At 64.9% G+C, this 23627-nt stretch carries 24 protein-coding genes; 6 read left to right on the top strand and 18 right to left on the bottom strand.

From position 1 onward, the window contains the following. Positions 1–243 precede the first annotated feature (243 nt). From AOT83_RS17990 to dop, 9 genes are all read right to left on the bottom strand, one after another. The gene (locus AOT83_RS17990) at positions 244–1053 is read right to left on the bottom strand and encodes an ABC transporter ATP-binding protein (RefSeq protein WP_044104478.1); all 810 of its coding nucleotides are present in this window, start codon (positions 1051–1053) and stop codon (positions 244–246) included. Continuing rightward, on the bottom strand, positions 1037–2065 hold the full coding sequence (locus AOT83_RS17985) for an ABC transporter substrate-binding protein (RefSeq protein WP_057964727.1): 1029 nt from the start codon (positions 2063–2065) through the stop codon (positions 1037–1039). Before AOT83_RS17985 ends, AOT83_RS17990 begins: the two co-directional genes overlap by 17 nt. Then, entirely contained in the window at positions 2062–2928 is an 867-nt protein-coding gene (locus tag AOT83_RS17980) for an ABC transporter permease (RefSeq protein ID WP_030095617.1), read from the bottom strand. Before AOT83_RS17980 ends, AOT83_RS17985 begins: the two co-directional genes overlap by 4 nt. 125 nt (positions 2929–3053) lie before the next feature. Then, positions 3054–4247, bottom strand: coding sequence for a hypothetical protein (locus AOT83_RS17975; protein WP_057964726.1), 1194 nt, complete (start codon positions 4245–4247; stop codon positions 3054–3056). A gap of 1 nt (position 4248) precedes the next feature. Further along, entirely contained in the window at positions 4249–4611 is a 363-nt protein-coding gene (locus AOT83_RS17970) for a hypothetical protein (protein ID WP_030095615.1), read from the bottom strand. Between the two features lie 136 nt (positions 4612–4747). Then, complete coding sequence (prcA, locus tag AOT83_RS17965) at positions 4748–5539, bottom strand: proteasome subunit alpha (protein ID WP_057964725.1); 792 nt, start codon at positions 5537–5539, stop codon at positions 4748–4750. Further along, positions 5536–6384 (bottom strand): proteasome subunit beta, encoded by an 849-nt coding sequence (gene prcB, locus AOT83_RS17960; RefSeq protein ID WP_030095613.1) that lies wholly within the window; start codon positions 6382–6384, stop codon positions 5536–5538. The genes prcA and prcB overlap by 4 nt, the downstream gene beginning before the upstream one ends. After that, on the bottom strand, positions 6381–6575 hold the full coding sequence (locus tag AOT83_RS17955) for a ubiquitin-like protein Pup (protein ID WP_030095612.1): 195 nt from the start codon (positions 6573–6575) through the stop codon (positions 6381–6383). The genes prcB and AOT83_RS17955 overlap by 4 nt, the downstream gene beginning before the upstream one ends. A gap of 90 nt (positions 6576–6665) precedes the next feature. Continuing rightward, a complete protein-coding gene (gene dop / locus AOT83_RS17950) occupies positions 6666–8162 on the bottom strand; it encodes a depupylase/deamidase Dop (protein ID WP_030095611.1) in 1497 nt (498 codons plus the stop codon). 92 nt (positions 8163–8254) lie between these two features. On the opposite strand from dop, the gene AOT83_RS17945 reads away from it, so the two are divergent. After that, positions 8255–9079 (top strand): class I SAM-dependent methyltransferase, encoded by an 825-nt coding sequence (locus tag AOT83_RS17945; protein WP_057964724.1) that lies wholly within the window; start codon positions 8255–8257, stop codon positions 9077–9079. Positions 9080–9157: 78 nt separating this feature from the next. On the opposite strand, the gene AOT83_RS17940 is transcribed toward AOT83_RS17945, so the two are convergent. From AOT83_RS17940 to AOT83_RS17915, 6 genes are all read right to left on the bottom strand, one after another. Beyond that, positions 9158–10216 carry an aminotransferase class I/II-fold pyridoxal phosphate-dependent enzyme gene (locus AOT83_RS17940; protein WP_030095609.1) on the bottom strand — a complete coding sequence of 353 codons (1059 nt, stop codon included), beginning with the start codon at positions 10214–10216 and terminating at the stop codon, positions 9158–9160. After that, positions 10195–11208, bottom strand: a complete 1014-nt coding sequence (locus tag AOT83_RS17935; RefSeq protein ID WP_030095608.1) for a 3-oxoacyl-[acyl-carrier-protein] synthase III C-terminal domain-containing protein — start codon at positions 11206–11208, stop codon at positions 10195–10197. The genes AOT83_RS17940 and AOT83_RS17935 overlap by 22 nt, the downstream gene beginning before the upstream one ends. Further along, the gene (locus AOT83_RS17930) at positions 11205–11864 is read right to left on the bottom strand and encodes a hypothetical protein (protein ID WP_030095607.1); all 660 of its coding nucleotides are present in this window, start codon (positions 11862–11864) and stop codon (positions 11205–11207) included. Before AOT83_RS17930 ends, AOT83_RS17935 begins: the two co-directional genes overlap by 4 nt. Next, the gene (locus AOT83_RS17925) at positions 11851–13551 is read right to left on the bottom strand and encodes a thiamine pyrophosphate-binding protein (RefSeq protein WP_057964766.1); all 1701 of its coding nucleotides are present in this window, start codon (positions 13549–13551) and stop codon (positions 11851–11853) included. The genes AOT83_RS17930 and AOT83_RS17925 overlap by 14 nt, the downstream gene beginning before the upstream one ends. Positions 13552–13773: 222 nt before the next feature. Next, complete coding sequence (locus AOT83_RS17920) at positions 13774–14520, bottom strand: zf-HC2 domain-containing protein (RefSeq protein WP_030095605.1); 747 nt, start codon at positions 14518–14520, stop codon at positions 13774–13776. Next, positions 14517–14999 carry a sigma-70 family RNA polymerase sigma factor gene (locus tag AOT83_RS17915; protein ID WP_005061267.1) on the bottom strand — a complete coding sequence of 161 codons (483 nt, stop codon included), beginning with the start codon at positions 14997–14999 and terminating at the stop codon, positions 14517–14519. The genes AOT83_RS17920 and AOT83_RS17915 overlap by 4 nt, the downstream gene beginning before the upstream one ends. 149 nt (positions 15000–15148) lie before the next feature. Here AOT83_RS17915 and AOT83_RS17910 point away from each other — a divergent pair, with 149 nt between their 5' ends. Next, a complete protein-coding gene (locus AOT83_RS17910; protein ID WP_057964723.1) occupies positions 15149–16309 on the top strand; it encodes a hypothetical protein in 1161 nt (386 codons plus the stop codon). Positions 16310–16311: 2 nt separating this feature from the next. On the opposite strand, the gene AOT83_RS17905 is transcribed toward AOT83_RS17910, so the two are convergent. After that, complete coding sequence (locus AOT83_RS17905) at positions 16312–16917, bottom strand: maleylpyruvate isomerase family mycothiol-dependent enzyme (RefSeq protein WP_057964765.1); 606 nt, start codon at positions 16915–16917, stop codon at positions 16312–16314. A gap of 139 nt (positions 16918–17056) precedes the next feature. Here AOT83_RS17905 and AOT83_RS17900 point away from each other — a divergent pair, with 139 nt between their 5' ends. After that, positions 17057–17932 carry an SAM-dependent methyltransferase gene (locus tag AOT83_RS17900; RefSeq protein WP_070943050.1) on the top strand — a complete coding sequence of 292 codons (876 nt, stop codon included), beginning with the start codon at positions 17057–17059 and terminating at the stop codon, positions 17930–17932. Positions 17933–17941: 9 nt separating this feature from the next. On the opposite strand, the gene arc is transcribed toward AOT83_RS17900, so the two are convergent. Continuing rightward, positions 17942–19750, bottom strand: a complete 1809-nt coding sequence (arc, locus tag AOT83_RS17895) for a proteasome ATPase (RefSeq protein WP_030095601.1) — start codon at positions 19748–19750, stop codon at positions 17942–17944. Positions 19751–19913: 163 nt separating this feature from the next. On the opposite strand from arc, the gene AOT83_RS17890 reads away from it, so the two are divergent. Together AOT83_RS17890 and AOT83_RS17885 are read left to right on the top strand one after the other, a co-directional pair. Beyond that, positions 19914–20441, top strand: a complete 528-nt coding sequence (locus AOT83_RS17890) for a hypothetical protein (RefSeq protein ID WP_030095600.1) — start codon at positions 19914–19916, stop codon at positions 20439–20441. Positions 20442–20523: 82 nt separating this feature from the next. After that, positions 20524–21126 carry a hypothetical protein gene (locus AOT83_RS17885; protein WP_081343679.1) on the top strand — a complete coding sequence of 201 codons (603 nt, stop codon included), beginning with the start codon at positions 20524–20526 and terminating at the stop codon, positions 21124–21126. 17 nt (positions 21127–21143) lie between these two features. Here AOT83_RS17885 and AOT83_RS17880 read toward each other — a convergent pair whose 3' ends face one another. Then, positions 21144–21980, bottom strand: coding sequence for a tRNA (adenine-N1)-methyltransferase (locus AOT83_RS17880; RefSeq protein ID WP_030095598.1), 837 nt, complete (start codon positions 21978–21980; stop codon positions 21144–21146). 267 nt (positions 21981–22247) lie between these two features. Here AOT83_RS17880 and AOT83_RS17875 point away from each other — a divergent pair, with 267 nt between their 5' ends. After that, entirely contained in the window at positions 22248–23621 is a 1374-nt protein-coding gene (locus AOT83_RS17875) for a DEAD/DEAH box helicase (protein ID WP_057964763.1), read from the top strand. Positions 23622–23627 lie beyond the last annotated feature (6 nt).

Below are 23627 nucleotides of genomic sequence, written 5' to 3'. Positions count from 1 at the left end.
GAACAAGGAGAATTAAGAACGGGACACCACGATGAGGGCCCAGCTGAGGTGGGCTTCTTCGCCCACCCGTGACGTATGCCAGTAATGCTAGCCGCGCGTGTCAGCCAGATACAGCACCGTCCCGATAACACTGCGTAACGAGTCCGCTCTCCCTGTGGCACAACCATGTTAACGGGTGCGCAGCCGCGCACACTCGAGGCCGGACACTCGTCGGTTCGACCTGCCGCAAACTGTTCGCGCGCGTCAGGCGGCAGCGGCCTTGACGGCCTTGCCCACCTCGGTACGCAGTTCGGCGTACTCGGGAGAACGGCGTAGATCGTCGGGGTCGATGCCGGTTCTGGGCAGGTTCACCGGAATGTCCAGTGCCACTTGCCCCGGGCGGCGGGTCAGCACGACGATGCGCGACCCGAGGAAGGCAGCCTCGTCGGCGCTGTGTGTGACGAACACCGTGGTGCGGCCCGACTCGGCACTGACCTGCCGGACATCTTCCTGGAGACGCTCGCGGGTGAGTGCGTCGAGCGCGGCGAACGGCTCGTCCAAGAGGAAAAGCGGGGTCTCCGCGGCGAGTGCCCGGGCGATGGCCACCCGCTGCTGCTGGCCGCCGCTGATCTCCCAGATGCGCCGACTCGCGGTGCCCTCCAGCCCGACGCGGGTGAGCAGTTCGTCCCGGCGCTGCGCCCATCGATCCCGAGGCACCTTTGCGTACTTCAGGGCGAGTTCGACGTTGCCTCCCACGGTGCGCCAGGGGAACAGCCGTGGCTGCTGAAAGACCACTCCAGAGGTGATGCCGGGGGTGGGCGCATCGCCGGCCACCTGTACGGCCCCCTCACTCGGTGATTCGAATCCGGCCAGCAGCCGCAACAGGGTGCTCTTTCCGCAGCCCGAGGCCCCGACCAAGACCAGAAAGGTCCCCGGATCGACGGTCAGGTCCACCGGGCCCAGTGCCGTGGTCCTGTCCGCGCCGCTGCCGTAGCGGTGCGTGACGCCACTGATCTTTATCGATCCGGTTTTGCTTTCCTGGACAGTGCTTTCCACATCATTTGCCAATGACACCGGGTAGGCCTTTCGTATAGACGGCATTCTCGAATGTCGACAGTGGCGCCGCAGCGGGGATCTGTTTCTGTTCGGCCAGGAACTGTGACGCACTCTGCAGGTCCACGGCGATATGGCCCGGCTTTCCCTGTTCACCGAGCCATTTCGGAGAAGCGACCTCACCGGGAGTCAAGTAGATCCCCTGCTTGAGCTGGCCCGCCACCTCTTGTGGAGTAAGCCCGTTCTCGGCGGCGATGGCCTTGGCCGCCGCACTCGGATCGTCATGAATGAGTCGCAGCGCCCGTGCCTGCTGCTGGCGCCACACGTCGACGATCTCCGGGTGCGCGTCGGAGAAGACGTTGGCCACGGCCGCCAGGTCCAGGGTGGGTTTACTCCCCTGGGCCAGCTGCCGGCTGGTGATGAGATCCCTACCGTTCTTGCGCACCTGGTCCACCGTGGGCAACCAGGTGTAGACGGCGTCCACGTCACCGCGGTCGAAGGCGGCCAGCGCGGCTTGTGGCTGCAGATCCACGAGCTGAACATCCTTGGCGGACAGTCCGTTCTGAGCCAATGCCGCCAACAGGCTGTAGTGGGCGGTGGAGGCAAAGGGGGTACCCACGCGCTTACCCCGCAGACCCGCGATAGTCGTGACACCGCTGCGATTACTGGCCACCAGGGCCTCGTTGTCCCCCGCGACATCGAGAACGAAGGCCACCCGGTACGGGATGTTCAAGGGCGCCGACAATCCCCGCGCGAAGGGACTTGAGCCCAGCGACCCGAAGTCCAGCTCCCTGGCGATGAATGCCGTGTTGACATCGGCACCGGAGTCGAACCGCGTCCACTTGATGTTGTAATCGGGTAAAGCCGTTTCCAGCCAACGGTTTTGCTTGACCACGAGGTCGCCGCTGGGGAAGTTCTGATACCCGATGCGGATGGTCGGTTTACCATCCTGCAGGCCTGAGTGGTCGATGGCGCATCCGGACAGGAGCCCGATCGCCACCATCAGCGCCGCCGCGATTCGGCCCGCTCTCATACCTTTCCCCTCCACGGCACCGCACGGCGCTCCACAGCCCGCAGCGCCGCGTCGATGATCAGTCCCGAGATCCCGATCGAAAAGATTCCGACGAGTACCACCGGCGTGTTGTTGTAGTTGCTCGCGTCTTTCACCAGACCGCCGATTCCGGGTATGCCGTTGAACAATTCGGCGGCGACCACCGATGAGTACGCCATGCCCACCGCGAGCCGAACTCCGGTGAATGTCTCCGGCAGCGCCGCGGGGATGACAACGTCACGGGTCACCTGCCAGCGGGTGGCGCCCAGGGCGCGGGCGGCCTCCACCAGCCCGACCGGTGCGGCCACCACGGCGGCGGTGGTGGCGACCGCGGCCGGTGGCAGCGCCGCCAACGCGAGCAGCGTGATCTTGGGGGCCTCGTCGATGCCCAGCCAAATGACCAACAGGAAGAAGTACGCCAACGGCGGCAGCGTGCGCAGGAACGTCAGCCACGGCTCGAGCACGCTGCGCACCCAGCCGACCGATCCCATGACCAGGCCCAGCAGCACGCCACCGGTAACGCCGATGATGACACCAAAAAGCAAGCGGCGCAGCGTCATATACAGATGTTCGGCGAGCAGGTAGCCACCGTACCCATGCACGCCGTCATGGTTTGTGGAGACCTCGATGAACGCGTGCCACACGCTGCTCGGATACGGCACGAAGGTCTGGTTCCAAATGCCGCTCACCGCGGCCAGCTGCCAGATGCCGACGAAGACCACCACCGAAAGCAGCGGCAGGGCGGCGCTGGTCAACCGGCGGCGCCACTGCGATGGGCGCGGGGCTGCTTCTTTCGATTCGGCGGGCGACTCTTCGGGGGGAACGATGTCGACGAATACAGACACTATGCGAATGGCTTTCTGTGGCTAGGCGCGATGGGACGGCGTCAGACAACAGCAGCTATCAGCAGAGGGTGTCGAAGGCACCCGGTATTGATACCGGCGCAAACCCGGACACTCAAGGGTCCGGCTCAGCGCGAACGAAACCCGCGACGGGGCGGTGGTCCGAGATCGTCGTCGGGCTCGTGCTCCCACAAACCGATAACCGGGGCCGAGCCCTTGGGCAACTCCCCCAGCAGCTCACGGGTGTTCTCGCCATTGACGAGATATCCCGGGCTGTAGTGCTCGTTTTCGTCCCCGCGCCGCTGGTTCGTGTGCGACGGATACGCGCCCATCATCGGCATCATCGCACCCCATGGCCGGATCGCCGCCCCCGCACCGATGCCGCCGGTACTCGCCGGCGTTGCTCCCGCACCGAGCGGCGGTATCCGGTCCGGGGTAAGCGGCTGACGACTCGCGGGTGCCGCCGATTCGAACCCCGCGCTGCGGGTTGGGTTCTCATGCCCGAGCGGATCACGCATCCAGTTCTGCTGCGCGTAGACATCGTCTTCAGCGAGCTCGTCCACCCCCGATCCGGATTTCTGCCTGGACCCGAAATCATTGCCCAGAAAGGGATTACCCGGCATTCCCGCCACCATGAGGGGTACCTGCAACGGCATACCGGCACCGCCCTGAGGCATCGTCTGCTGCGGATTCGTCTCCGGCTCCCCCAACGCCCACCGCGCCAGGAAGTCCCCGGCCCTCTCGGCCTGTTCGTCCCGCGACGAGTCGCCTGCCTCTCCCAGACCGGGGCCGGATCCGAAACGAAGTCGTTCCCGGGGGCCGACCAGTTGGGCCACCGCATTTCCGGCCTGCACCGCCGGATCGCTGTACACGGTGCGCACCTGCTCCAACGCTCGTTCCCACAGATCGAGGTCGTCGGTGACCGAGGCTCTCCAACCGACCGGCACGCCCAGCCGGCCCACTGGTGCGCCGGTACTCGGGGCCACGACCTGCCGCTGTAATTGACCCGTCGCGTGAGCCAGCACGCTCAGACCGGTGGACAGGGTGGTGGCCTCTCCGAGTGCCACCCGCGAGTTCTCCACGTACGCCCGCATGGTGCTCAGCGCCTCCCGCGCCCCTGCGCCGCTCCAGCTCTCGCTGATCATCGCCGTGACATCCTCGAGAAATGCGGTGAGCAGCGAATCAAGCTTGCTCAGAGTGCTCGTCCATTCGCCGGCGACGCGTTTGATACCGTCGGGCTCCATCCGCGCCTGCAGGTCCATGATCGATTCGTGGCTCCATTTGTCGCCGTGCCATTCATCGGGCCGCACCGTGCCGGTCATCTCACCGCCCCGCTTTCCGGGAGCAATCGGCAGAGTTCGTGTCGATGTCGAGGTAGGCGTCGCCGATGCGCCGGAATGTTTCGGCGAACTCGGTAAGTACGGATCGATGCTGTTCGAGAACGGCGGTGAGCGATCCCGCGGGTGCCCGGACGGCGTCATGAACCACCTGGTACCACCCCCGGCCCTCCGCACAGTCGCCGAAGATCGTATGGCCCGCGGGTGCGATGGTGTCCAGACGCGCGATGGCGCCCGCAAAAGCGCTCCGTAGCAGCTCGCAGCGCGCGGCCAGCTCCTCACAGGCGCCATCTGCCAGTCGCAGCGTCGCGAGATCGATGTATGTGTCTTTGTCGGTGGTGACGGACATGACTGCTCCTACCTGAGACGAAACGGGTTCGATACAGGTACGACCACCGACGTCCGCTCACGGTTCCGCCGATTTCAGGCTGTGGATAACTTCCGGGACGCGGTGTTACCCGCTCGGGACGCCAAACGCGTGCGAGCTAACTGTCCTTGGAATCCTTGGAGTCTTTGGAATCACCGGCCTCGGGGCCCGGATCGCCGCCGCCCTCGATCTCCCCCGGGGAGAAGTCCTCGGGCAGAAGCGCTTCCAGCGCGGCGCCCTTGATCCGGCGGAAGGCTCTGCGGGGACGGCTCTGTTCCAGCACCGCCACCTCAAGTCCGCCCAGCGCCCGGCCCTCCGAACCGTTGGCGCCGGCCGTCCCTGCCTGCAGTGCCTTCACCGCGAAACCGACCGCGTCCTTCAGCGTGGCGCCCTCGGCGTAGCTCTCCTTGAGCGAGTTGATCACCGGCTCGGTGTTACCACCCATGACCACCCAATGCGGCTCATCGGCGATCGAGCCGTCATAGGTGATCCGGTACAGCACCGGCTGGGTGTCCCGGCCGTGATGAGCCACCTCACCGACACACAGCTCCACCTCATACGGTTTGGCCTGCTCGTTGAAGATGGTGCCAAGCGCCTCGGCGTAGATATTGGCCAGCTGCCGTCCACTCACGTCGCGGCGGTCATACGCATAGCCGCGCATATCGGCCCACTGAATACCACCGCGGCGCAGTCGGTCGAACTCGTTGAACTTTCCGACGGCGGCGAAACCCACCCGGTCGTACACCTCGCTGACCTTCTGCAACGAGTTGGACGGGTTCTCGGCGACAAACAACACGCCGTCTGCATAGGTGAGCGCCACGACCGAACGACCGCGGCTGATTCCCTTGCGCGCCAACTCCGAACGGTCGCGCATGAGCTGCTCGACCGAGGCGTAATACGGAAAGGTCATGAGGGATCACCACTTTCGGCCGCTTCGGTCCGCTTCTGGATGACCTCGCGCGCGATGCTTTCGATATCGGCCTCGGGCACCCGAATCGCTCCGCCGGAATCGATCCGAATGGCCGTCGGGAACACCCGGCGCACCAGATCCGGTCCGCCCGTTGCCGAATCGTCCTCGGCAGCGTCATACAGCGCCTCTACCGCCACCGCCAGCGCACCCAGTGCGTCGCCGCCAGACTTGTAGAGCTTCTTGATCGATGATTTGGCGAACACCGAACCAGAACCCACCGCCTGGTATCCGTCGCTCTCGACGTGCCAACCGCCCGCGACATCGAAAGACACGATGCGCCCAGCGGTTTCACCGTTGGGGTCGTCGATGTCGTAGCCCACCAGCAGCGGCACCGCCACCAGCCCCTGCATGGCCGCGGCGAGGTTGCCACGTACCAAGGCCGAGAGCCGATTGGCCTTACCGTTGAAGGTCAGGGGCACACCTTCGAGCTTTTCGTAGTGCTCCAATTCGACGGCGTACAACCGCGCGAACTCAACGGCGATCGCAGCGGTTCCCGCGATACCTGTCGCCGAGTAGTTGTCGGTGATCTGCACCTTGTCGATATCGCGGTTCGCGATGTAGTTGCCCTGGGTGGCGCGCCGGTCACCGGCGATCAGGACTCCACCGCGGTACGTGAGCGCCACGATGGTCGTGCCGTGCGGCAGGTTCGTGATCACGTCACCTGATGCCTTTCCGAGTGCCGGAAGCAACTCCGGCGCCTGAATCCTCAGGTACTCGGAGAACGAGGAAAGGTGCGAGTGTCGGGTGAACTGCTGGGGCGCGATCGAATCATCGCGCCAGATCACTGGCCACCCTTTTGGACGTACGCCCGCACGAAGTCCTCGGCGTTCTCTTCCAGCACGTCATCGATCTCATCGAGCAGATCGTCAGTGTCCTCCGCCAGCTTTTCGCGGCGCTCCTGCCCGGCCGGTCCTCCCAGGTCGGTGACATCGTCCTCGTCACCGCCACCACCGCGCTTGGTCTGCTCCTGCGCCATCGCTGCCTCCTGACTGCTAGGTCGGTTCTGTTCAGCCTACCGGGCAGCGCCCACGGTGTGACGTTTCACGGGCGTGCGTCGCCGAACCCGTTACGTGGTGAGCTGATCGACCAGTTCAGCAGCCGAATCGACCGAATCCAGCAGCGAGCCCACGTGGCTCTTGCTGCCGCGCAGCGGCTCCAGCGTTGGAATCCTGACAAGCGAATCCCCACCCAGGTCGAAGATCACCGAGTCCCAGCTGGCGGCGGCAATGTCGGCGCCGAAGCGGCGCAGGCACTCACCCCGGAAGTAGGCGCGGGTATCCGACGGGGGCCGTGTGACCGCGTCCAGCACCTGTTGTTCGGTGACCATCCGCTGCATGGACCCGCGGGCCACCAGCCGGTTGTAGAGCCCCTTGTCCAGGCGCACATCGGAGTACTGCAGGTCGACCAGATGCAGACGCGGTGCCGACCAGCTCAGATTCTCGCGTTGCCGGAATCCTTCCAGCAGCCGCAGCTTGGCGGGCCAGTCCAGCAGGTCGGCGCATTCCATCGGATCGCGCTCCAGCAGATCGAGAACCTTGGCCCACACCTGCAGCACGTGATCGGCCTGCGGATCCGGATCGCGGGATGCGACCAACTCGGCCACCCGCTCCAAGTAAATACGTTGCAGCGCAAGGCCTGTCAGCTCTCGGCCGTCCGCAAGCGCCACGGTGGCCCGCAGCGACGGATCGCGACTGATCACGTGCACCGCATACACCGGCCGCGCCAGGGCCAGGTCCGAGAGATCGGCCCCGGATTCGATCAGGTCGAGTACCAGCGAGGTGGTGCCCACCTTCAGGAACGTCGAGGTCTCGGCAAGGTTGGCGTCACCGATGATGACGTGCAGGCGCCGGTACTTGTCGGCGTCGGCGTGCGGCTCGTCGCGGGTGTTGATTATGCCGCGCTTGAGCGTGGTTTCCAGACCGACCTCTACCTCGATGTAGTCGGCACGCTGCGACAACTGAAAGCCCGAGTCGTCACCGGAGGGCCCGATTCCTACCCGGCCGGAACCCGTGACCACCTGGCGCGACACGAAGAACGGCGTCAGGCCCGCGATGATCGCCGAGAACGGCGTCTGGCGGTCCATCAGGTAGTTCTCGTGGGTGCCGTAGGAGGCACCCTTGCCGTCGATGTTGTTCTTGTACAGCTGCAGCCGCGCGGCGCCGGGCACGCTGGCGACGTGGCGGGCAGCGGCCTCCATCACGCGTTCACCGGCCTTGTCCCAGATCACCGCGTCGAGCGGATTGGTGCATTCGGGCGCCGAATACTCCGGGTGGGCGTGATCGACGTACAGGCGGGCACCGTTGGTGAGAATCATGTTGGCCGCCCCTACCTCGTCGGCATCGACGATAGGAGCCGGACCGGTGGTGCGCCCCAGGTCGAACCCACGGGCATCACGCAGCGGCGACTCCACCTCGTAATCCCACCGGGTGCGCTTGGCGCGCTGGATCCCCGAGGCCGCGGCGTACGCCAGCACTGCCTGCGTGGAGGTGAGGATCGGGTTGGCGGCGGGGTCCGTAGGAGACGAAATGCCGTATTCAACCTCGGTACCGATGATCCGTTGCATGACGCTCAGCCTAGAGAGTTAGGGCTGAACACCACGCCGGGGACTGTTCAGACTGCTCTGCGCGCCGCGGAATCCGCATTAGCGTCGGATTCATGAGCGGCCCAGAGAAGATCCATGTCGACCTCAGCGGAGCACCGCAGACCATGCTGGCGACGTTCTACGCCAAGGCATTGGATGCCGATCTGCCGAAGCCGATCCTCGGCGACCGGCTGGCCCGTGACATCGCCGACCGCATCGACTACGACTGGTCTAAGACGACCATCACCGCGGGTAGGTCGCCGGCCGTCACCACCCGTTCCGCACATTTCGACGGCTGGGCGCGCGCCTTTCTGTCCAGGCACGCCGAGGCCGTGGTGCTGCATCTGGGCTGCGGTCTCGACGGCCGGTATTTCCGGCTGAACCCCGGTGCGGGAGTCCAGTGGTACGACATCGATTACCCCGACGTGGCCGCGCTGCGCAGCCAGCTCTATCCGACACGCGATAACTATCACGTCGTGTCCGCATCGGTGACCGATCCGGCATGGCTCGCGCACATTCGGGGCGACCGCCCGGTGCTCGCGATCGGAGAGGGGCTCACCATGTATCTCACGCAGGCCGACGGCATCGCCCTGTTTCGCCGGATTGTCGATCACTTTCCGTATGGGGAACTGCAATTCGATGCGTTCAACAGGTTCGGCATCAAGACGCAGTGGTCGAACGCGGTGGTGCGACGCTCGGGGGCGACCCTGTATTGGGGCATCGACGGTCCCGAAGACATTATTCGCGAGATCCCCAAGCTGCAGCTCCTCGAGTGGGAGTCACCCTTCGATTCGGCGACCTTCCAACAGACCAGGACCGCGTATCGGCTTCTCGCCAAGGCGATGTCGGTATCGCCGACGCTGCGGTACATGGCGCAGTATCACCGCTACGCATTCTGAGAATTGGGGGTTGACCGCGGCAGTCCTTGCCGTTTCGGGGCCGGCAATCGGGGGGACGGATCGCCGCGGCCAACCAGTCTATGACGCCGGTCTACTCAACTGCGGCGCTGCGCTTTCGCCGATCTCGTCGACCTCCAGCAGCCGCCGCGCGACGATCGCCATTTCTCGTGGGTCGCCGACGGTGAGCCGGACACCGCCATCGGGATACTCCTTCGCGACAACGTCATCGGTTCCCAGGATGGACATCCAGCGCTCGCCGTCACCGCGCGCCGGCAGATACACGAAATTGGCATGCGACTCCGGGATATGTGCACCCATCTGAGCGAGCCGTTCCCTGAGCCGATCACGCTCGTAGACAATAGAATCGACCCGCAGTCGCAGCTCGTCTTCGGCCGCATACGAGGCGGCCACCGCCACTGCCGCCGCACGGTTCATGCCGAATGGGAGCTGGTATCTACGAATGACAGCACAGACCGCGGGAGCGGCCAACCCATAGCCGATCCGCAGCCCCGCCAATCCGTATGCCTTCGAGAAGGTACGCAGCACCACCAGGTTCGGGTGTATCGCAAGAAGACGCGGAACGTCCAGATGTTCGTCGGGATCCACGAATTCGATGTAGGCCTCGTCGAGGATCACCACACTGGTCGGCGGCGCCGCGCGGACGAACTCATAGACCTGGTCCGCGGGTATCAGTGTTCCGGTCGGGTTATGGGGCCGGCACAGCACCACGGCAGCGGCATCGGCGTCATACGCCGCACCCAGTAGCTCATCCAGATCTGTGATCCCGTTATCTGCCAGCGGAATCGGAACCTGGATCAACCCGGCGATATCGGCCAGTATCGGATAGCCGTCGAATGTCGGGTGCGCGAACACCAGCGAATCGCCCGGCTGACATAGCGCCTGCAGCACCTGCAGCGCGACGCCGGTGGCGCCAACGCCCACCACCACTTCTTCCGGTGTCATGCCCACCCGTTCGGCGATCAGTCGCGGAAGCACCACGGGCAAGAACTCGGGGTACCTGTTCACCTCCGCAATGTCATGCCTGAGCGCATCGCGCACCGATGGCAGTGGACGATAAGGATTCTCGTTCAATGCCAATCGGAGTGGACTGACCGTCACAGGCCCCTCCCTCCCCATCGCACGGCCGCCGCTGCCGCGTAGTCACCGGCGTGGGCGAAACCTGCCAGCATCACCGTGTCGCCGGACTTGACCTGGCCGTCGGAGATCGCCTGATCGAGAGTGTGCGGAATGCCCACCCCGAAGAGGTTGCCGCACTCGTCGAAGGTATCCGGGTGCTTCTCCCGGGGCAGCTGCAGGGCGTCGCGCCAGTTCCGCAGAAATATGCGGTTCGGCTGGTTGGTCACCAACGCGTCCAGATCCGTTGACGGAAGCCCGATTCGATCGCAGACGGCCAGGGCCACCTCGGGCACCATGCGATTGCCACGGGCCAGCACCTTGCTGATCTTGTGCTCGGTGAACGCCACCCTCCCCTGCCCTGCCCCGGCCTCCCAGTACTTGCGATGAGGCGTCACCGCGTACGTCATGTCGCCCGCGAACTCGCCGAAGTTCCGCGTCTCGATGCCCAGTACCGGGGAACTCCCATCGCGGGTGATCAGGGCCGCGGTGGCGCCGTCCCCCGGAATGGAAGCCTGTGCGGTGGAGCGCACCTGCTCTTGCACGAAGATCTGGCCGGCCGCATTCTGCATGTTCACGATGAGGGCCGAACGGGCGCTCGACGAGGCCATCATCTGCTGCACGAGCTTGAGCATCAGAACGAACGAGACGCAGCCACCGTTGTGTATGTCCAAGATCCATTCCGGGCGGATCTGCAGCCGGTTCGCCACCTCCCCACCGCAACCCACGAAGGGTAGGTCGGGCAGCTGGGTATGTGTCAGCAGGATGTCCACCTCGTCCAGCACACTGTCGCCGTGCCGATCCTTGAGTCCGGCGACCGCACGTTCGGCCATGTCCACCGCGGACTCGTCGGCGGCGACGTGATGCCGGAAGGCCGGGCTGCGGAACATGACGTTCTCCGCCAGATCGTCATCCTTGGCGTACTGCGCGAAGTAGTCGGCGCTGACCCGGTTCTCGGGAAGATAGCTGGAGATGTCGAAGATGCTGATGGTCATTTCATCCACTCCGGAACGATCGGAAGCCCATGGCTGTGGCGATACTCGGCGATGGCCTTGAGGTTCAGCAGTTCCAGCAGGTGACCCGCACCGAACATGTCCCAAAAGTCCCCGACCCACGGCTTACGTTGGGGCGGAGCGGTTTCTGGATAGGGGTTCTCGTCGTAGAACGGATGGTGGCAGTTGGTCCACAGCACGACCGAGCCCGGCTTGTTAAGCACGATCTGCGCGTCGACCACTCGCATGAGGTAGATCATCCAGAGGTGATCACCTTGATCCCAGGCACAGTGATAATCGACGGTTCCGGATTCGGCGTTCGATTCCGTGCGGGTGTAGATCAGCGTGTCCGATCCCAAACGGTCATGTGCGACCCACAACCCGGGCTCATCGGTCTCCTCGAAGCCGCGCAGGCTGTAGGTCCACTCCTCCAGGCAACGAGTGTCGGACAGGTAGCGGTGCAACTCGTCGGGCGGGCAGTCCACATACTCCTGGACCGTGCAGAACGGGCCGAACACCTGGTCATGTGGGTACACCGACCGCATCATGTCCATGATGATCGGCGTCGCCTTCTCACGTGGCGAGGTCTCGATCCGATGCACCCCGGGCAATGCGTCCTCGGTGCCGGCATCGGCGGCGATATCGCTAAGCGCGGGCAAGGCTTTCAGGCAAGGCTTGGATGCTTCGGTGATCGTGTCGGTCATGCGTTTTCTCCTTAGCGATATCGGATGACAAGAACGGGGCAAACGGGGGTATCTCGTCGGTGGAACAGATGACCTCCACCACAGAGGGGCCGCCATGGGCCATCGCCGCATGCATGGCGGCCTCGAAATCGGCCACCGTATCGGCCGAACGGCACATCAGACTCGGGAACATCGCGGCCATCCCGGCGGCGATATGCGAGGGTGTGAACCGGTTGAAGCTGTACTTTCCTCCGTAATACAGCTGCTCACGGGTGACGCACATGGCATGTGCGTTGTTGTTGACAATGACGAATGTCACCGGCAGCCGGTGCTCGATCGCCGTGTGAATCTCCATGCCGTGCATGAAGAATGCCCCGTCCCCCGCCACCACCACGGTGCGGCCGCCCCGCGCGAACGCACAGCCGATGCCCGCACCGAAGGCATACCCCATGCCGCCCATACCGAGCGCGACAACATAACGGCCCCGGTGCCGGGCGCCCAGGTAGTGCACCGCGGCAGCGCCGGTGTTACCCGCATCGACGAAGATATCCGCCTCCGCAGGAATCACCCGGTCGAGAACGTGCATGCCATCGTGGTACCTGACACCGTCGCCGTCATGCGCGGGCGGTTCCAGATGGGCTGGCGCGTAGAGCGTTTCACTGTCCAACGAGTCCGAACGCGCCGGCACAGCCGCGGCGAGCTGGGCCAGGGTCGATGACAGGTCCTCGGTCTGCAGGTGACGGGACGGGATATGTGGTGTCGCCGAACCGATCGAGAGAACCGGCGTCGTCGCGAAGTCGACACCGCCTCGGGTCATCACGGGCATGGTGGTCCCGATGCAGACACATGTCACACCGTGGCGCAGTACCCTTTCGATGGCCGGGTGTCCCATCACCCCGATGACGCCCAGCAGCCGTGGATCATCGCCGTCTACAGCATCTTTGGCATCGGGCGACACCGCGACAAAGGCATCGAGACGATCGAGGAGATCCGACAGCTCACCGCGGGCGTTGTGTCGTGCCACCTCCGGCCCCGCTACCACCAGCACCCGCCCCGGCGTATCGGCCAGATGCTTGGCGAAGTCGGCAAGCTGCGCGGGCACCGCTCCAGGCCGCACGTGCGGCTCCGGCAGCTGTGGTGTGGTGTGCAGGCGCGCCTGCTGGACGTCTTTAGGTATCAAGAGAACCGCCGGCAGACCGTCTCGAAGCGCGGCCAGGGCATGACCGAGCGCCTCGGCGATTTCTTCGGGATTTTCCACTCGGGTGCAGTAGCCGGAAATGGGCCGGAAAACCGCCTGCAGATCCATGCTCCCGGCGCGCCCACTCCCATCCTGAAACGCCCCGTTACCTTCTAGCGGGCGCGGCGGCTGGCCCACGATCGCCAGCACCGGCACCCGGCTCGCATACGATTCAGCAAGCGCAGGAACAAGATTGACAGCGCCGCCGCCCGAGGTCGCGGCCACTACGCTCATCCGCGAGGCGGCACGCGCATAGCCGTCGGCCATGGTGCCGGCCGAGAACTCGTGCTTGGCGACGACGGCCTGGATACCCGGCGCGTAGTGCACGGCATCGTACAGATCCTCGATGTTCGCACCGTCGACCCCGAAGACGACATCGACATGGTGACGACGCAACTCGAGGACGAGCCAGTCGACTAATCGCATGGTCCCGTTCCCGTTCCCGAGCGCAATATCGCCGGCCGTACGGCTCCGGGCACGTATCGGGGTGGTCATGACTAGTACACGACTGTCACACGTGACCGGTTCAACAATCCGGAAGAAAAAGTGATCGAGTTATCTCAATCATGTGATGGCACAATATGAATCGCGTTTCAGGTAATGCTGATATGGGCACGTCAAAGCACCATGAACCTGATGGGATAGGCGTCAGCGACGCAGTTCGAGGAACACCAACGGCACGGCGTCACCGTGATTGTCGATCACCTGGACGCTCTCGATCTGATCCTGCGCCACCGGGACGGTCATCGATGTCATCATCGCGGAGCCCGGCTTGGCCGTCCACGAACTGGCGATGATGTTCCCGCCTGCTCGGGTGCCGACGCGCAGTGCATAGGGTGCCGCCGAGTCATCCGGGTCGTCTCCGTATGCCGGATAGCTGCACCACATTTCGATACGGGTGCCGGCACCGTCCTGGACAATGGCCACTTGAGCGCTCAGCGGTGAGGGCGTCACCTGGCGCATCGGCTGCCAATGCTCCCCCGCCGGCAACGAACCCGCGGCGACATTCATCGGTGCGGGCCGGTGATACCACGGCGGCGGCACCAACGAGACCGTCAGCGCGACAGCGGCGGCCACCGCGACCGCACCCACATAGGCGAGCCGGCGCACCGCACTCTGCCGCCGCCACCGGGCCTGCAGCTTGGGCCACAGCGCCTGCACCGGGCAGCTGGTGGCGGGCTTGGCGAGCACGGGCGGGTCTTCGAGTTCCATCTTCTCGGCGTAACCGCGATCAACCTTGGACAGCAGACCGGGCATGGCTGTCACCTCGGACAGCGCGCGCTGGCAGCTGACACAGTCGACCAGGTGCTGTTCGTATTCACGCCGCTCGGCGGACGAGAGCGCACCCAGCACATAGGCGGCGTCCCAGTCGGCGTAAACATGCTCCACAGTCATCGTGTGACCCCCATTTCCTGCAGCGACAGCCGAAGCGCGCGCACGCCATAGTGCAGGCGTGACTTGACGGTGCCCTCAGGCACCCCCAGCTCGGCGGATATGTCGGCGACTGAACTCCCCCGGTAATACGCACGCAGGATGACAGCGCGGTGATCGGTGGACAACGTGCGCAGCGCTTCGGCCACCAGCCACGCGTCCAGCGTTGCGTCCACCTGATCGGGAGAGGCGAACTCGGGTGTCTCGGCGGTGGCTATCTCGCTGCGAAAGCGCGAGCTACGTGCGTTATCGCGGACCAGGTTGTGGGCGACCGTGAACAGCCATGCCCTCGCCGACCCTTCCGTCTGGTTGACCAGCGTCGGATGCCGCCAGGCTCGCAACAGCACCTCCTGCACGATGTCTTCCGCCAGCGCCGAGTCGTGGGTCAGGTGCATGACATAACGATGCAGCGGGCCTGCGTACTCGTCGTAAAAGGCCCGCATAAGACTCGATGAGCCATTGACGCCGACGCCTTTCGGCCCAGCCTGCCCATCCGCCATGGAACACCTCCGACGGTTACACGATCCGACCGCCCGATTGGTTCAACGTACGCCCGTTTTGCCTCGTCGAACAGCCTTGTCATCATGATCAGGTGCGCAATCTCCACGACATTCACGAATGGTTCCTGTCCCGTGGACTACCCGTCGTGCTGGATCGTCGCGTCCGCTCGCGTGAGCTCATCGACCGGGCCGCGCCCATGATCGGAGTCGCCGGTGCGGGGGTGGCGCTCTACGAGCTGATCTCCACCGACAACGACACCCGCTCGATTGTGCTGATGATCCTGCTCGGGGTGGTGGCACTGCTGATGGCGGCGCAACCGCTGGTGCTCACCGCACTGCAACGTGTCGGAACCATCCGTGCCGACGTGGTGCGCCGCGCCCTGTCATGGCTCGTCATCGCGATCTTCGTGGTAGCGCTCCCGGCCACCGACACCGGTTCGTGGCCGGAGGCCGCCGCGAAGATGCCCGCCTTCCTGCTGGCCGCGCTGGTGCTTATCTGGTTGACGTACCTGGGTGCCGGGTCGATCGGACTGTGGGCCCTGCGGTACGCATCCACGCAGTTCGGTGCGCTGGGCACGCTCATGTCCCGCGCGCTGCCACTGCTCATGCTGACCGTGGTGGTGTTCTTCACCGGAGAGCTCTGGCAGCTGTCGGCCCGGATCACGCGCGAAAGGCTCTGGCAGACAATCGGCTTCCTGGCCCTCACCGCCACCGTGTTCATGGTCGCCACCGTGCGCGACGAGTTGAACAATCTGCGCGAAAACCGGGCCGAACGTCCCGCGCCCGCCGCGCTACTGGCCGGCACCCCACTGGCCGACCTGACCGGAGCCGACGGTCCGGAGCCGCCGCGGCCCGCACTGCGCTGGCCCGAACGGCTGAATGTGCTACTGGTGATGGTGGTTTCGCAGGCCATCCAGGTGGTGTTCTTCACCACCGGGGTATTCGCGTTCTTCATGTTGCTGGGCATCGTGGCCGTGCCGCACGACGTGATGGCGTTGTGGTCCAATGAGGCCGCGTGCCCGTCGGGAGCAGCGCCGCCATGTTCGGGCACCTGGTACGGGATTCGGATCGGCGTGCCACAGACTCTGATTCATATGTCGCTGTTGGTCGCGGTGCTGTCGGGGCTGTACTTCACCGTCAACAGCAGCATCGATCCGCAGTATCGGACACGTTTTTTCGAACCGTTGATCGCCGATGTGGCGGTAAGCCTCGCCGGACGCGACGTGTATCTATCGGCCTCACAGCGGATCTGACCTCAGCGCATCCGTGCCGCCAGCGTCGGTACACCGTCACCTTCCAGCTCACCGAGCACCACCGGACGGCCCGCCATCGCCAGCACCAGCGCCTCCCCGGTGCCGCACACGTGCGGGCCTTTGCCTTTCGCCCAATCCACGTCGTTGGCCATGAACCTCAGCCCCTTGGTGTACCGCTTCGGGTGGGCGCCAAAGTCTGGATGATCCAACGCAAAGACCAGCCGGTCCTCGGGAATGGCACGCGGCCTGCCCAGTGGCCGCCGAATATCCTGGTGGTGCACCATGGCGTCGGTATGAAGCGCCGCGGGCGCCATCTTGCCAAACGCTCCGGGCCGCACTGCCGACTCGAAATGGTGCAACAGCTCTTCATTCGACAGGTGACCGGTGCGCTCCACCAATGCATCGTTGAGCTTGTTGATCGATGGGTTCCGTAGCGCGGTCCCCAGATAGACACCCAGCGATACCGCGTCGACGGCGGCGTGTGCCACGACATCGCGGACCCGCCAGCCTGGGCACAGTGACGGGGCCAACCAATCGTCTTCGGTCAATGTGTGCAGGAACTCGGCCAGGCTGGTGCGCTCGGCGGAAAGCATTTCTCGGGGTTTCATGGTCTTCACGGATACCTCCTCGGGCTGTACTCGCCATGCTAGGAAGACCGCGCTGACCAGCACCGCCTCCGTATGCCACGCACTGCCAGATGATGCCAATGCCCCCTCGCGGGCCCACCGGACTTTCTATCCTCGCGATATGTCTGGACGCCGGCTCGACCAAACCGCAAGTCTGACCGCACAGTTCAACGCGTGGCAGCGCGCTGCCGAGTCGATGCAGCGCGATGGCCTGCTGAACGATCCGCAGTCCGGATGGTTCGTGACCCATCCGCTGCTGCGTGCGGCACTGACATCTCCCGCTGCCGCCAGGTGGGGCCTGCGTCTGGTGGACCGATGGTGCGCGGGCCTGCATGCCCTCATCGTGCTGCGCCGCCGCGTTTCCGACGACGAAGTGCGGACCGCCGCGCGATCCGGCATCGGTCAAGTGGTGATGCTGGGGGCGGGCTTCGACACCTCGAGTCAGCAGCTCGGTTCCCTGCCCGTCACCGTATTCGAGGTCGACGCACCCACCACCCAGCAGGCGAAACAACATCTCATCGCCGGAACCCGCGGTGACGAGTCGCGGCTGGTCTGGGTCCCCTGCGATTTCGAGCGCGATGACCTGACATCGCGTCTGCTTGGCGCCGGATTCGATACGGCCGCACCCTCACTCGTGGTGTGGCTCGGCGTGACCTACTACCTCACCGAGGCCGCCCTCGAGTCGACCCTGGCGCAACTGACGAAGCTCTGCGCACCGGGAAGCAGGCTCGTCCTGGATTACGGTGATCCCGATATCGTCGGCCCCGACAGTCGCCGTCGCGAAGTCCGGCGCGGATCGCGGTCCGTCTCCCGGCGCGGCGAGCCGTACCGCACGGGCATGACGGCGAGACAGGCCGACGAACTGCTTGCGCGCCAAGGCTTTCAGATCACCGAGCAGCTGCGGATACCCGAGCTGCTGCGTCGCTACGATCCGACCGGCGCGCGGGCACTCGCACCCGGCGACTGGACCACGGTGGTCACAGCCCGCCGCGAGTGAGCACGGTGCCTACAGGTACTGGCCCAGGCTCGATTCGGTGTCGATGGCGCGGCTGGCGCTGGAGCTCTTGCCGGTGACCAGCGTACGGATGTAAACGATGCGCTCGCCCTTCTTGCCCGAGATCCGTGCCCAGTCATCCGGATTGGTGGTATTGGGCAGGTCCTCGTTCTCGGCGAACTCGTCGACGATCGAGTCGAGCAGATGCTGAATACGCAGACCCTTCTGACCGGTCTCCAGCACCGCCTTGATGGCGTTCTTCTTCGCACGGTCCACCACGTTCTGGATCATGGCGCCGGAGTTGAAGTCCTTGAAATACATGACTTCCTTGTCACCGTTGGCGTAGGTGACCTCCAGGAAACGGTTGTCGTCGATCTCGGCGTACATCCGGTCCACGACCTTCTCGATCATGGCCTTGATGGTCAGCCCGCGATCGCCGCCGAATTCCGCCAGATCGTCGGTGTTCACCGGCAGTTTGTCGGTGAGGTACTTGGAGAAGATGTCTTGCGCCGACTCCGCATCCGGCCGTTCGATCTTGATCTTCACGTCGAGGCGGCCGGGCCGCAGGATCGCCGGGTCGATCATGTCTTCACGGTTGGAGGCACCGATGACGATGACGTTCTCGAGACCCTCGACACCGTCGATCTCGGATAGCAGCTGCGGCACGACCGTCGTCTCCACATCGGAGCTGACGCCGGTACCACGAGTGCGGAAGATCGAGTCCATCTCATCGAAGAAGACGATGACCGGCGTACCGTCCGAAGCCTTTTCGCGGGCCCGCTGGAAGATCAGGCGGATATGCCGCTCGGTCTCACCGACGAACTTGTTGAGCAGCTCCGGGCCCTTGATGTTCAAGAAGTAGGACTTGGCCTCGCGCGAGTCATCGCCGCGCAGCTCCGCCATCTTCTTGGCCAGCGAGTTGGCGACGGCCTTGGCGATGAGTGTCTTTCCGCATCCGGGGGGCCCGTACAGCAGCACACCCTTGGGCGGACGCAGGGCGTACTCCCGATAGAGATCCTTGTGCAGGAACGGCAGCTCCACCGCGTCGCGGATCTGCTCGATCTGCCGCGTCAGACCACCGATGTCGCTGTAGCTGACGTCGGGCACCTCTTCGAGCACCAGATCCTCGACCTCGGCCTTGGGAATCCGCTCGAAGGCATATCCGGCCTTGGTATCAACCAGCAACGAATCGCCGGGCCGCAGTTTCCGGGGCTTCAGATCCGCTCCGTCGGCATCCTCGGATACCTCGGAGAGATCGGGCGCGATCAGCGGATCGGCCAGCCAGACGATGCGCTCCTCGTCGGCATGCCCCACCACGAGCGCGCGGTGACCGTCGTCCAGCAGCTCCCGCAACGTGCTGATTTCACCGACCGATTCGAAGCTGCCGGCCTCGACCACTGTGAGCGCCTCGTTGAGGCGCACGGTCTGCCCCCGCCGCAGTTCGGCGGTCTCGATGTTGGGAGAGCAGGTCACCCGCATCTTGCGACCCGAGGTGAACACGTCCACCGTGTCATCGGCCTGTACTGCCAGCAACACGCCGTAACCGCTCGGCGGCTGGCCCAGCCGGTCAACCTCCTCACGCAGTGCCAAGAGCTGCTGACGGGCCTCTTTGAGGGTGTCCATCAGCTTGGCGTTACGTGCATTCAGGGAGTCGATACGAGCCTCAAGCTGGTTCAGGTCGCGCAGACGACCGGTGTCACCAGATCCGTGGGCCGCGCTGCCTTCCAGCTCCTGGCGAAGGGCCGCAACCTCTCGACGTAGCCGTTCCAGTTCGGCGGCATCCGGTGTGCCGAACGCCTCTGAACGCTCCGACTCACTCATGATGTCCTCCTTTCCCACACCGAGAATTGGTGCGGTGGATGCTTCAACGCTACCGGCGATTGGCCGCCCGTGCGGGGTCTACCCGTTGCCTGGGACGTCTACGCTGTTAGCGTTCGTCACATTCAGGTCGATCGGAAGGACAACCGTGAGCTCACGAACCGGTATGTCAGGGGTCGCCACGCTGGGTTTACTCGCGGCGGCAGCGGTTGGCTTGGCAGTACCAATGGGCGAGCCGACAGCCAGCTCCGCTGGCCCGACAGCAACGACCACCATGTCCGCGGACATTACCTCCGTGTCCTGGGACGTCCCCATGGATGTGCCCACCGAACCTGCCGACGCGGCACCCACATCCGATGAGCTAAGCGGTTTGCTGTATTCACTCGCAGATCCGGGCGTGTCGGCCCTGGCCAAGGGTGGCCTCGTGGAAGGCGGCATCGGCGCGGGTGAGGCGATTTACGCCGATCGTGCCTTCAAGAGTGCCAACCGTGACGGGTTCCTGCCGCTGGCTTTCACTGTGTCCGACATCAAATCCACCGGACCGGGTGTGGCCGCTGCGGCGGTCACCATCACCGGACCCAAGACGCAGGCGTACACGACGAAGATCAACTTCGTGAACCAGGATGGCTGGAAGATCAGCAAGGCCTCGGCGGTTTCGCTGATCCAGGCGGCATCGGGTAAGTCTGGAAGGTAGACGTGTACGAGGAGGGCTGGATGATCACCACGACCTCGCACGCCGATATCGTCACCGCACTTGGCCGAACGACTTAGCCGATATGCCGAATGGAGTCACCAGGATCATGGCCCGTCACCTTCAACTCGCCGTCGTCGCCGCCGGTGCAGCCGTTCTCGCCCTGACCGCCTGCAGCAGCTCAAACGATAAGGCCGCCCCCGCCAGCGCTTCGGCGACTCAGCCCGCATCCTCGGCGGCGGCCGCCGCTGTCCCGAACCATCCGCTGCCCGATCCGGCGGTGCTGACCGATGTCCTCAACCGCCTCGCCGACCCGAACCTGCCGGGCGCCGAGAAGATCACCGCCGTTCAGGGCGCCACTCCCGAGCAGCTGGACAAGTTCACCAAGGCGATCGGCGACGCCGGGTTCTCGCCGTTGTCGTTCACCGTCAAGGACCCGAAGTGGTCGACGGAAACCCAGGGCGACGTCGAAGCCGTCGTCACCATCAACAGCCCCAGCCCGAAGATGGGTGGTTTCGCGGTCCCGATGTCGTTCTCGCCCGAAGGTGAGAGCTGGAAGCTGTCCAAGCGAACCTCCGACCTCTTGCTCAAGACCGGAACGTCGCTGGCGGGTACCGCCACACCGCACGAGGCGCCTCCCGCCGGCGCGCCCGCGCCCGAGACACCGGCCCCAGCGCCTACCCCGTAGCGCCGCTGGCGACGGCTCTAGCTCGGTAGGCGCTTACGCCGCAGCGGTGTCGGAGTGATGGTGCCCGGCGCCAGACGACGCGCACTGACCAGGAACGCGGTATGCCCGCGCATGCTGTGCTCGGGGCGCACCGCCAGCCCGACGACGTTCCAGCCGCGCTGCATCGACTCCCAGGACCGCGGTTCGGTCCAGCATTGCTGTTCCCGCAGCGCCTCGACCACGCGCGACAGTTGCGTGACGGTAGCGACGTACACAATGAGCACGCCACCGGGTACCAGCGATTCGGCCACCGCGGGCAAAGTCTCCCAGGGGGCCAGCATGTCCAGGACCACCCGGTCGACGCCACCGGCATCAGCAGCCCGCTCGGCGAGATCACCGATCACCAGCTCCCAGTTGTCTGGTTGCTCCCCGAAAAACGCTGTGACGTTTCGCACAGCATGTTCGGCGTGATCCTCACGAATCTCGTAAGAGATCACCGTTCCCTCGGGCCCCACCGCGCGCAGCAGCGAGCAGGTGAGCGCACCCGAGCCCACACCGGCCTCCAGTACCCGCGCGCCCGGGAAGATATCGCCGTCATGAACGATCTGCGCGGCGTCCTTCGGGTAGATCACCTGCGCGCCACGCGGCATCGACAACACATAGTCGATCAGCAAAGGACGCAGCACCAGAAACTGGTCGCCGTTGGTCGACTTCACCACGCTGCCCTCGGGGATGCCGATCACCGTGTCGTGTGTGATGGCACCGCGATGGGTGTGGAATTCCTTGCCCGGCTCGAGCACCATCGTGTAGTGCCGCCCCTTGGGGTCGGTCAGTTGCACGCGATCGCCCACGACAAAGGGCCCGGTCCGAGTCATGCGCTCACCTTGCCAGGTGCGTATCGCGCACCGCGAACTGGGCAGGCCTTGCAGGTAAAACGGCGTCACCCACCAATGTGTTTCGGCACACACGATTTAGCTCTAGAGGCCAAAGGCACGTACTGTCATGGGTAAGCGCCACTGTGCGCCTGCGTCGTAGATCATTCTTTCGTCAGCCAGTCCGCTGATTTCAGGCTTTTCTCACGGCGATCGATGTTGCCCATTGGCAATCTCGCCATCTCGAAGCCTCGAAAGGCGTCATTTCTCATGTCTTCAACCACATTCGCGTCACTCGGCGTGCCCGCAGTACTGGTCCGCGCCCTGCAGCAGGGCGGCATCGACGCCCCATTCCCGATCCAGGCCGCCACCCTGCCGGACACACTCGCCGGCCGTGATGTGCTGGCCCGCGGCAAAACTGGCAGCGGCAAGACCCTTGCGTTCTCCATCCCCGTCGTCGCACGTATCGCCGAAGGCACTCGAGTGCCGGGCCGCCCGCGGGCGCTCGTGCTCGCTCCCACCCGCGAGCTGGCGACCCAGATCAGCGCAGTCATCGAGCCGCTGGCGGCCGCCTACCGCATGAAGGTCACCACCATCTTCGGCGGTGTCTCGCAGCACCGTCAGGTTCAGGCGCTCAAGGCCGGCGTCGACATCGTGGTCGCCTGCCCCGGTCGGCTCGATGACTTACTCAAGCAGCGCCACCTGACTCTGGACGGCGTTGAGATCAGCGTTCTCGACGAGGCCGACCACATGGCAGATCTCGGATTCCTGCCCGTCGTAACGCGGTTGCTCGCCGCGACCCCGAGTTCCGGTCAGCGCCTGCTGTTCTCGGCCACCTTGGATAACGATGTCGACAAGTTGGTCAAACGATTCCTGCACTCCCCCGCCGAGCATTCGGTCGATCCCGTCGATTCCCCGGTTGCCGCGATGACACACCATGTGTTCACGGTCAGCGGCCCCGACGCCAAGCGTGAACTTGTGAACACGCTGGCCTCCGGCACCGGACGGCGCATCCTGTTCATGCGTACCAAGCACCACGCCAAGCGGCTCGCGCATCAGCTCAATCAGTCGGGCATCCCGTCAGTTGACTTGCACGGCAACCTCTCTCAGGGTGCACGTGACCGTAACCTGGCCGCCTTCGCGAACGGCGAAGCACGGGTGCTGGTCGCCACGGATGTCGCTGCCCGCGGCGTGCACGTCGACGATGTCGCTCTCGTCGTACACGTCGACCCTCCCGCCGAGCACAAGGCGTACCTGCACCGTTCAGGCCGCACTGCGCGCGCCGGTGGCACCGGCGACGTGGTCACGGTGGTACTCCCCGAGCAGCGCCGCGATGTCACACAGCTGCTACGCAAAGCCGCCATCACCGCCACGCCCCAACAGGTGACGGCCCATTCCGATGAGGTCAAGACCTTGGTGGGCGAGGTGGCTCCGTATGTGAAACCTGCTCCCGCACAGAAGGCCAACGGCTCTTCCACGGCGAACGGCCAGCGGTCCCACCGACCCCGCGGGGCCGCCGAGGGACGTCCGGCACGTGCTCCTCGGCGCGGCGGACAGGGCCAAGGCCGCCAGGGGCAGGGTCAAGGGCGTCAAGGCCAGGGACAGCGATCCGCCCGCAGGACGGGCAACAGCGCCTCCCGGTAACCGGCT

This window comes from Mycobacteroides sp. H001, from assembly GCF_001440005.1.
GTDB classification, from domain to species: Bacteria; Actinomycetota; Actinomycetes; order Mycobacteriales; family Mycobacteriaceae; genus Mycobacterium; species Mycobacterium gwanakae.
The sequence above is the reverse complement of the archived record's forward strand: the minus strand, read 5'-3'. Positions and strand labels throughout refer to the sequence as shown.

Excerpts from the sequence above, each read along its gene's own strand:
- AOT83_RS17915 (WP_005061267.1), bottom strand. The coding sequence starts at position 14,999 with ATGCGGGCCTTTTACGACGAGTACGCAGGCCCGCTGCATCGTTATGTC.
- AOT83_RS17920 (WP_030095605.1), bottom strand. The coding sequence starts at position 14,520 with ATGACTGTGGAGCATGTTTACGCCGACTGGGACGCCGCCTATGTGCTG.
- AOT83_RS17970 (WP_030095615.1), bottom strand. The coding sequence starts at position 4,611 with ATGTCCGTCACCACCGACAAAGACACATACATCGATCTCGCGACGCTG.
- AOT83_RS17940 (WP_030095609.1), bottom strand. The coding sequence starts at position 10,216 with ATGGGGAGGGAGGGGCCTGTGACGGTCAGTCCACTCCGATTGGCATTG.
- AOT83_RS17905 (WP_057964765.1), bottom strand. The coding sequence starts at position 16,917 with ATGAAACCCCGAGAAATGCTTTCCGCCGAGCGCACCAGCCTGGCCGAG.
- AOT83_RS17875 (WP_057964763.1), top strand. The coding sequence starts at position 22,248 with ATGTCTTCAACCACATTCGCGTCACTCGGCGTGCCCGCAGTACTGGTC.
- AOT83_RS17925 (WP_057964766.1), bottom strand. The coding sequence starts at position 13,551 with ATGCGATTAGTCGACTGGCTCGTCCTCGAGTTGCGTCGTCACCATGTC.
- AOT83_RS17955 (WP_030095612.1), bottom strand. The coding sequence starts at position 6,575 with ATGGCGCAGGAGCAGACCAAGCGCGGTGGTGGCGGTGACGAGGACGAT.
- AOT83_RS17880 (WP_030095598.1), bottom strand. The coding sequence starts at position 21,980 with ATGACTCGGACCGGGCCCTTTGTCGTGGGCGATCGCGTGCAACTGACC.
- dop (WP_030095611.1), bottom strand. The coding sequence starts at position 8,162 with ATGCAACGGATCATCGGTACCGAGGTTGAATACGGCATTTCGTCTCCT.
- arc (WP_030095601.1), bottom strand. The coding sequence starts at position 19,750 with ATGAGTGAGTCGGAGCGTTCAGAGGCGTTCGGCACACCGGATGCCGCC.
- AOT83_RS17945 (WP_057964724.1), top strand. The coding sequence starts at position 8,255 with ATGAGCGGCCCAGAGAAGATCCATGTCGACCTCAGCGGAGCACCGCAG.
- AOT83_RS17890 (WP_030095600.1), top strand. The coding sequence starts at position 19,914 with ATGTCAGGGGTCGCCACGCTGGGTTTACTCGCGGCGGCAGCGGTTGGC.
- AOT83_RS17985 (WP_057964727.1), bottom strand. The coding sequence starts at position 2,065 with ATGAGAGCGGGCCGAATCGCGGCGGCGCTGATGGTGGCGATCGGGCTC.
- prcA (WP_057964725.1), bottom strand. The coding sequence starts at position 5,539 with ATGACCTTTCCGTATTACGCCTCGGTCGAGCAGCTCATGCGCGACCGT.
- AOT83_RS17885 (WP_081343679.1), top strand. The coding sequence starts at position 20,524 with ATGCCGAATGGAGTCACCAGGATCATGGCCCGTCACCTTCAACTCGCC.
- AOT83_RS17975 (WP_057964726.1), bottom strand. The coding sequence starts at position 4,247 with ATGACCGGCACGGTGCGGCCCGATGAATGGCACGGCGACAAATGGAGC.
- AOT83_RS17935 (WP_030095608.1), bottom strand. The coding sequence starts at position 11,208 with ATGACCATCAGCATCTTCGACATCTCCAGCTATCTTCCCGAGAACCGG.
- AOT83_RS17900 (WP_070943050.1), top strand. The coding sequence starts at position 17,057 with ATGTCTGGACGCCGGCTCGACCAAACCGCAAGTCTGACCGCACAGTTC.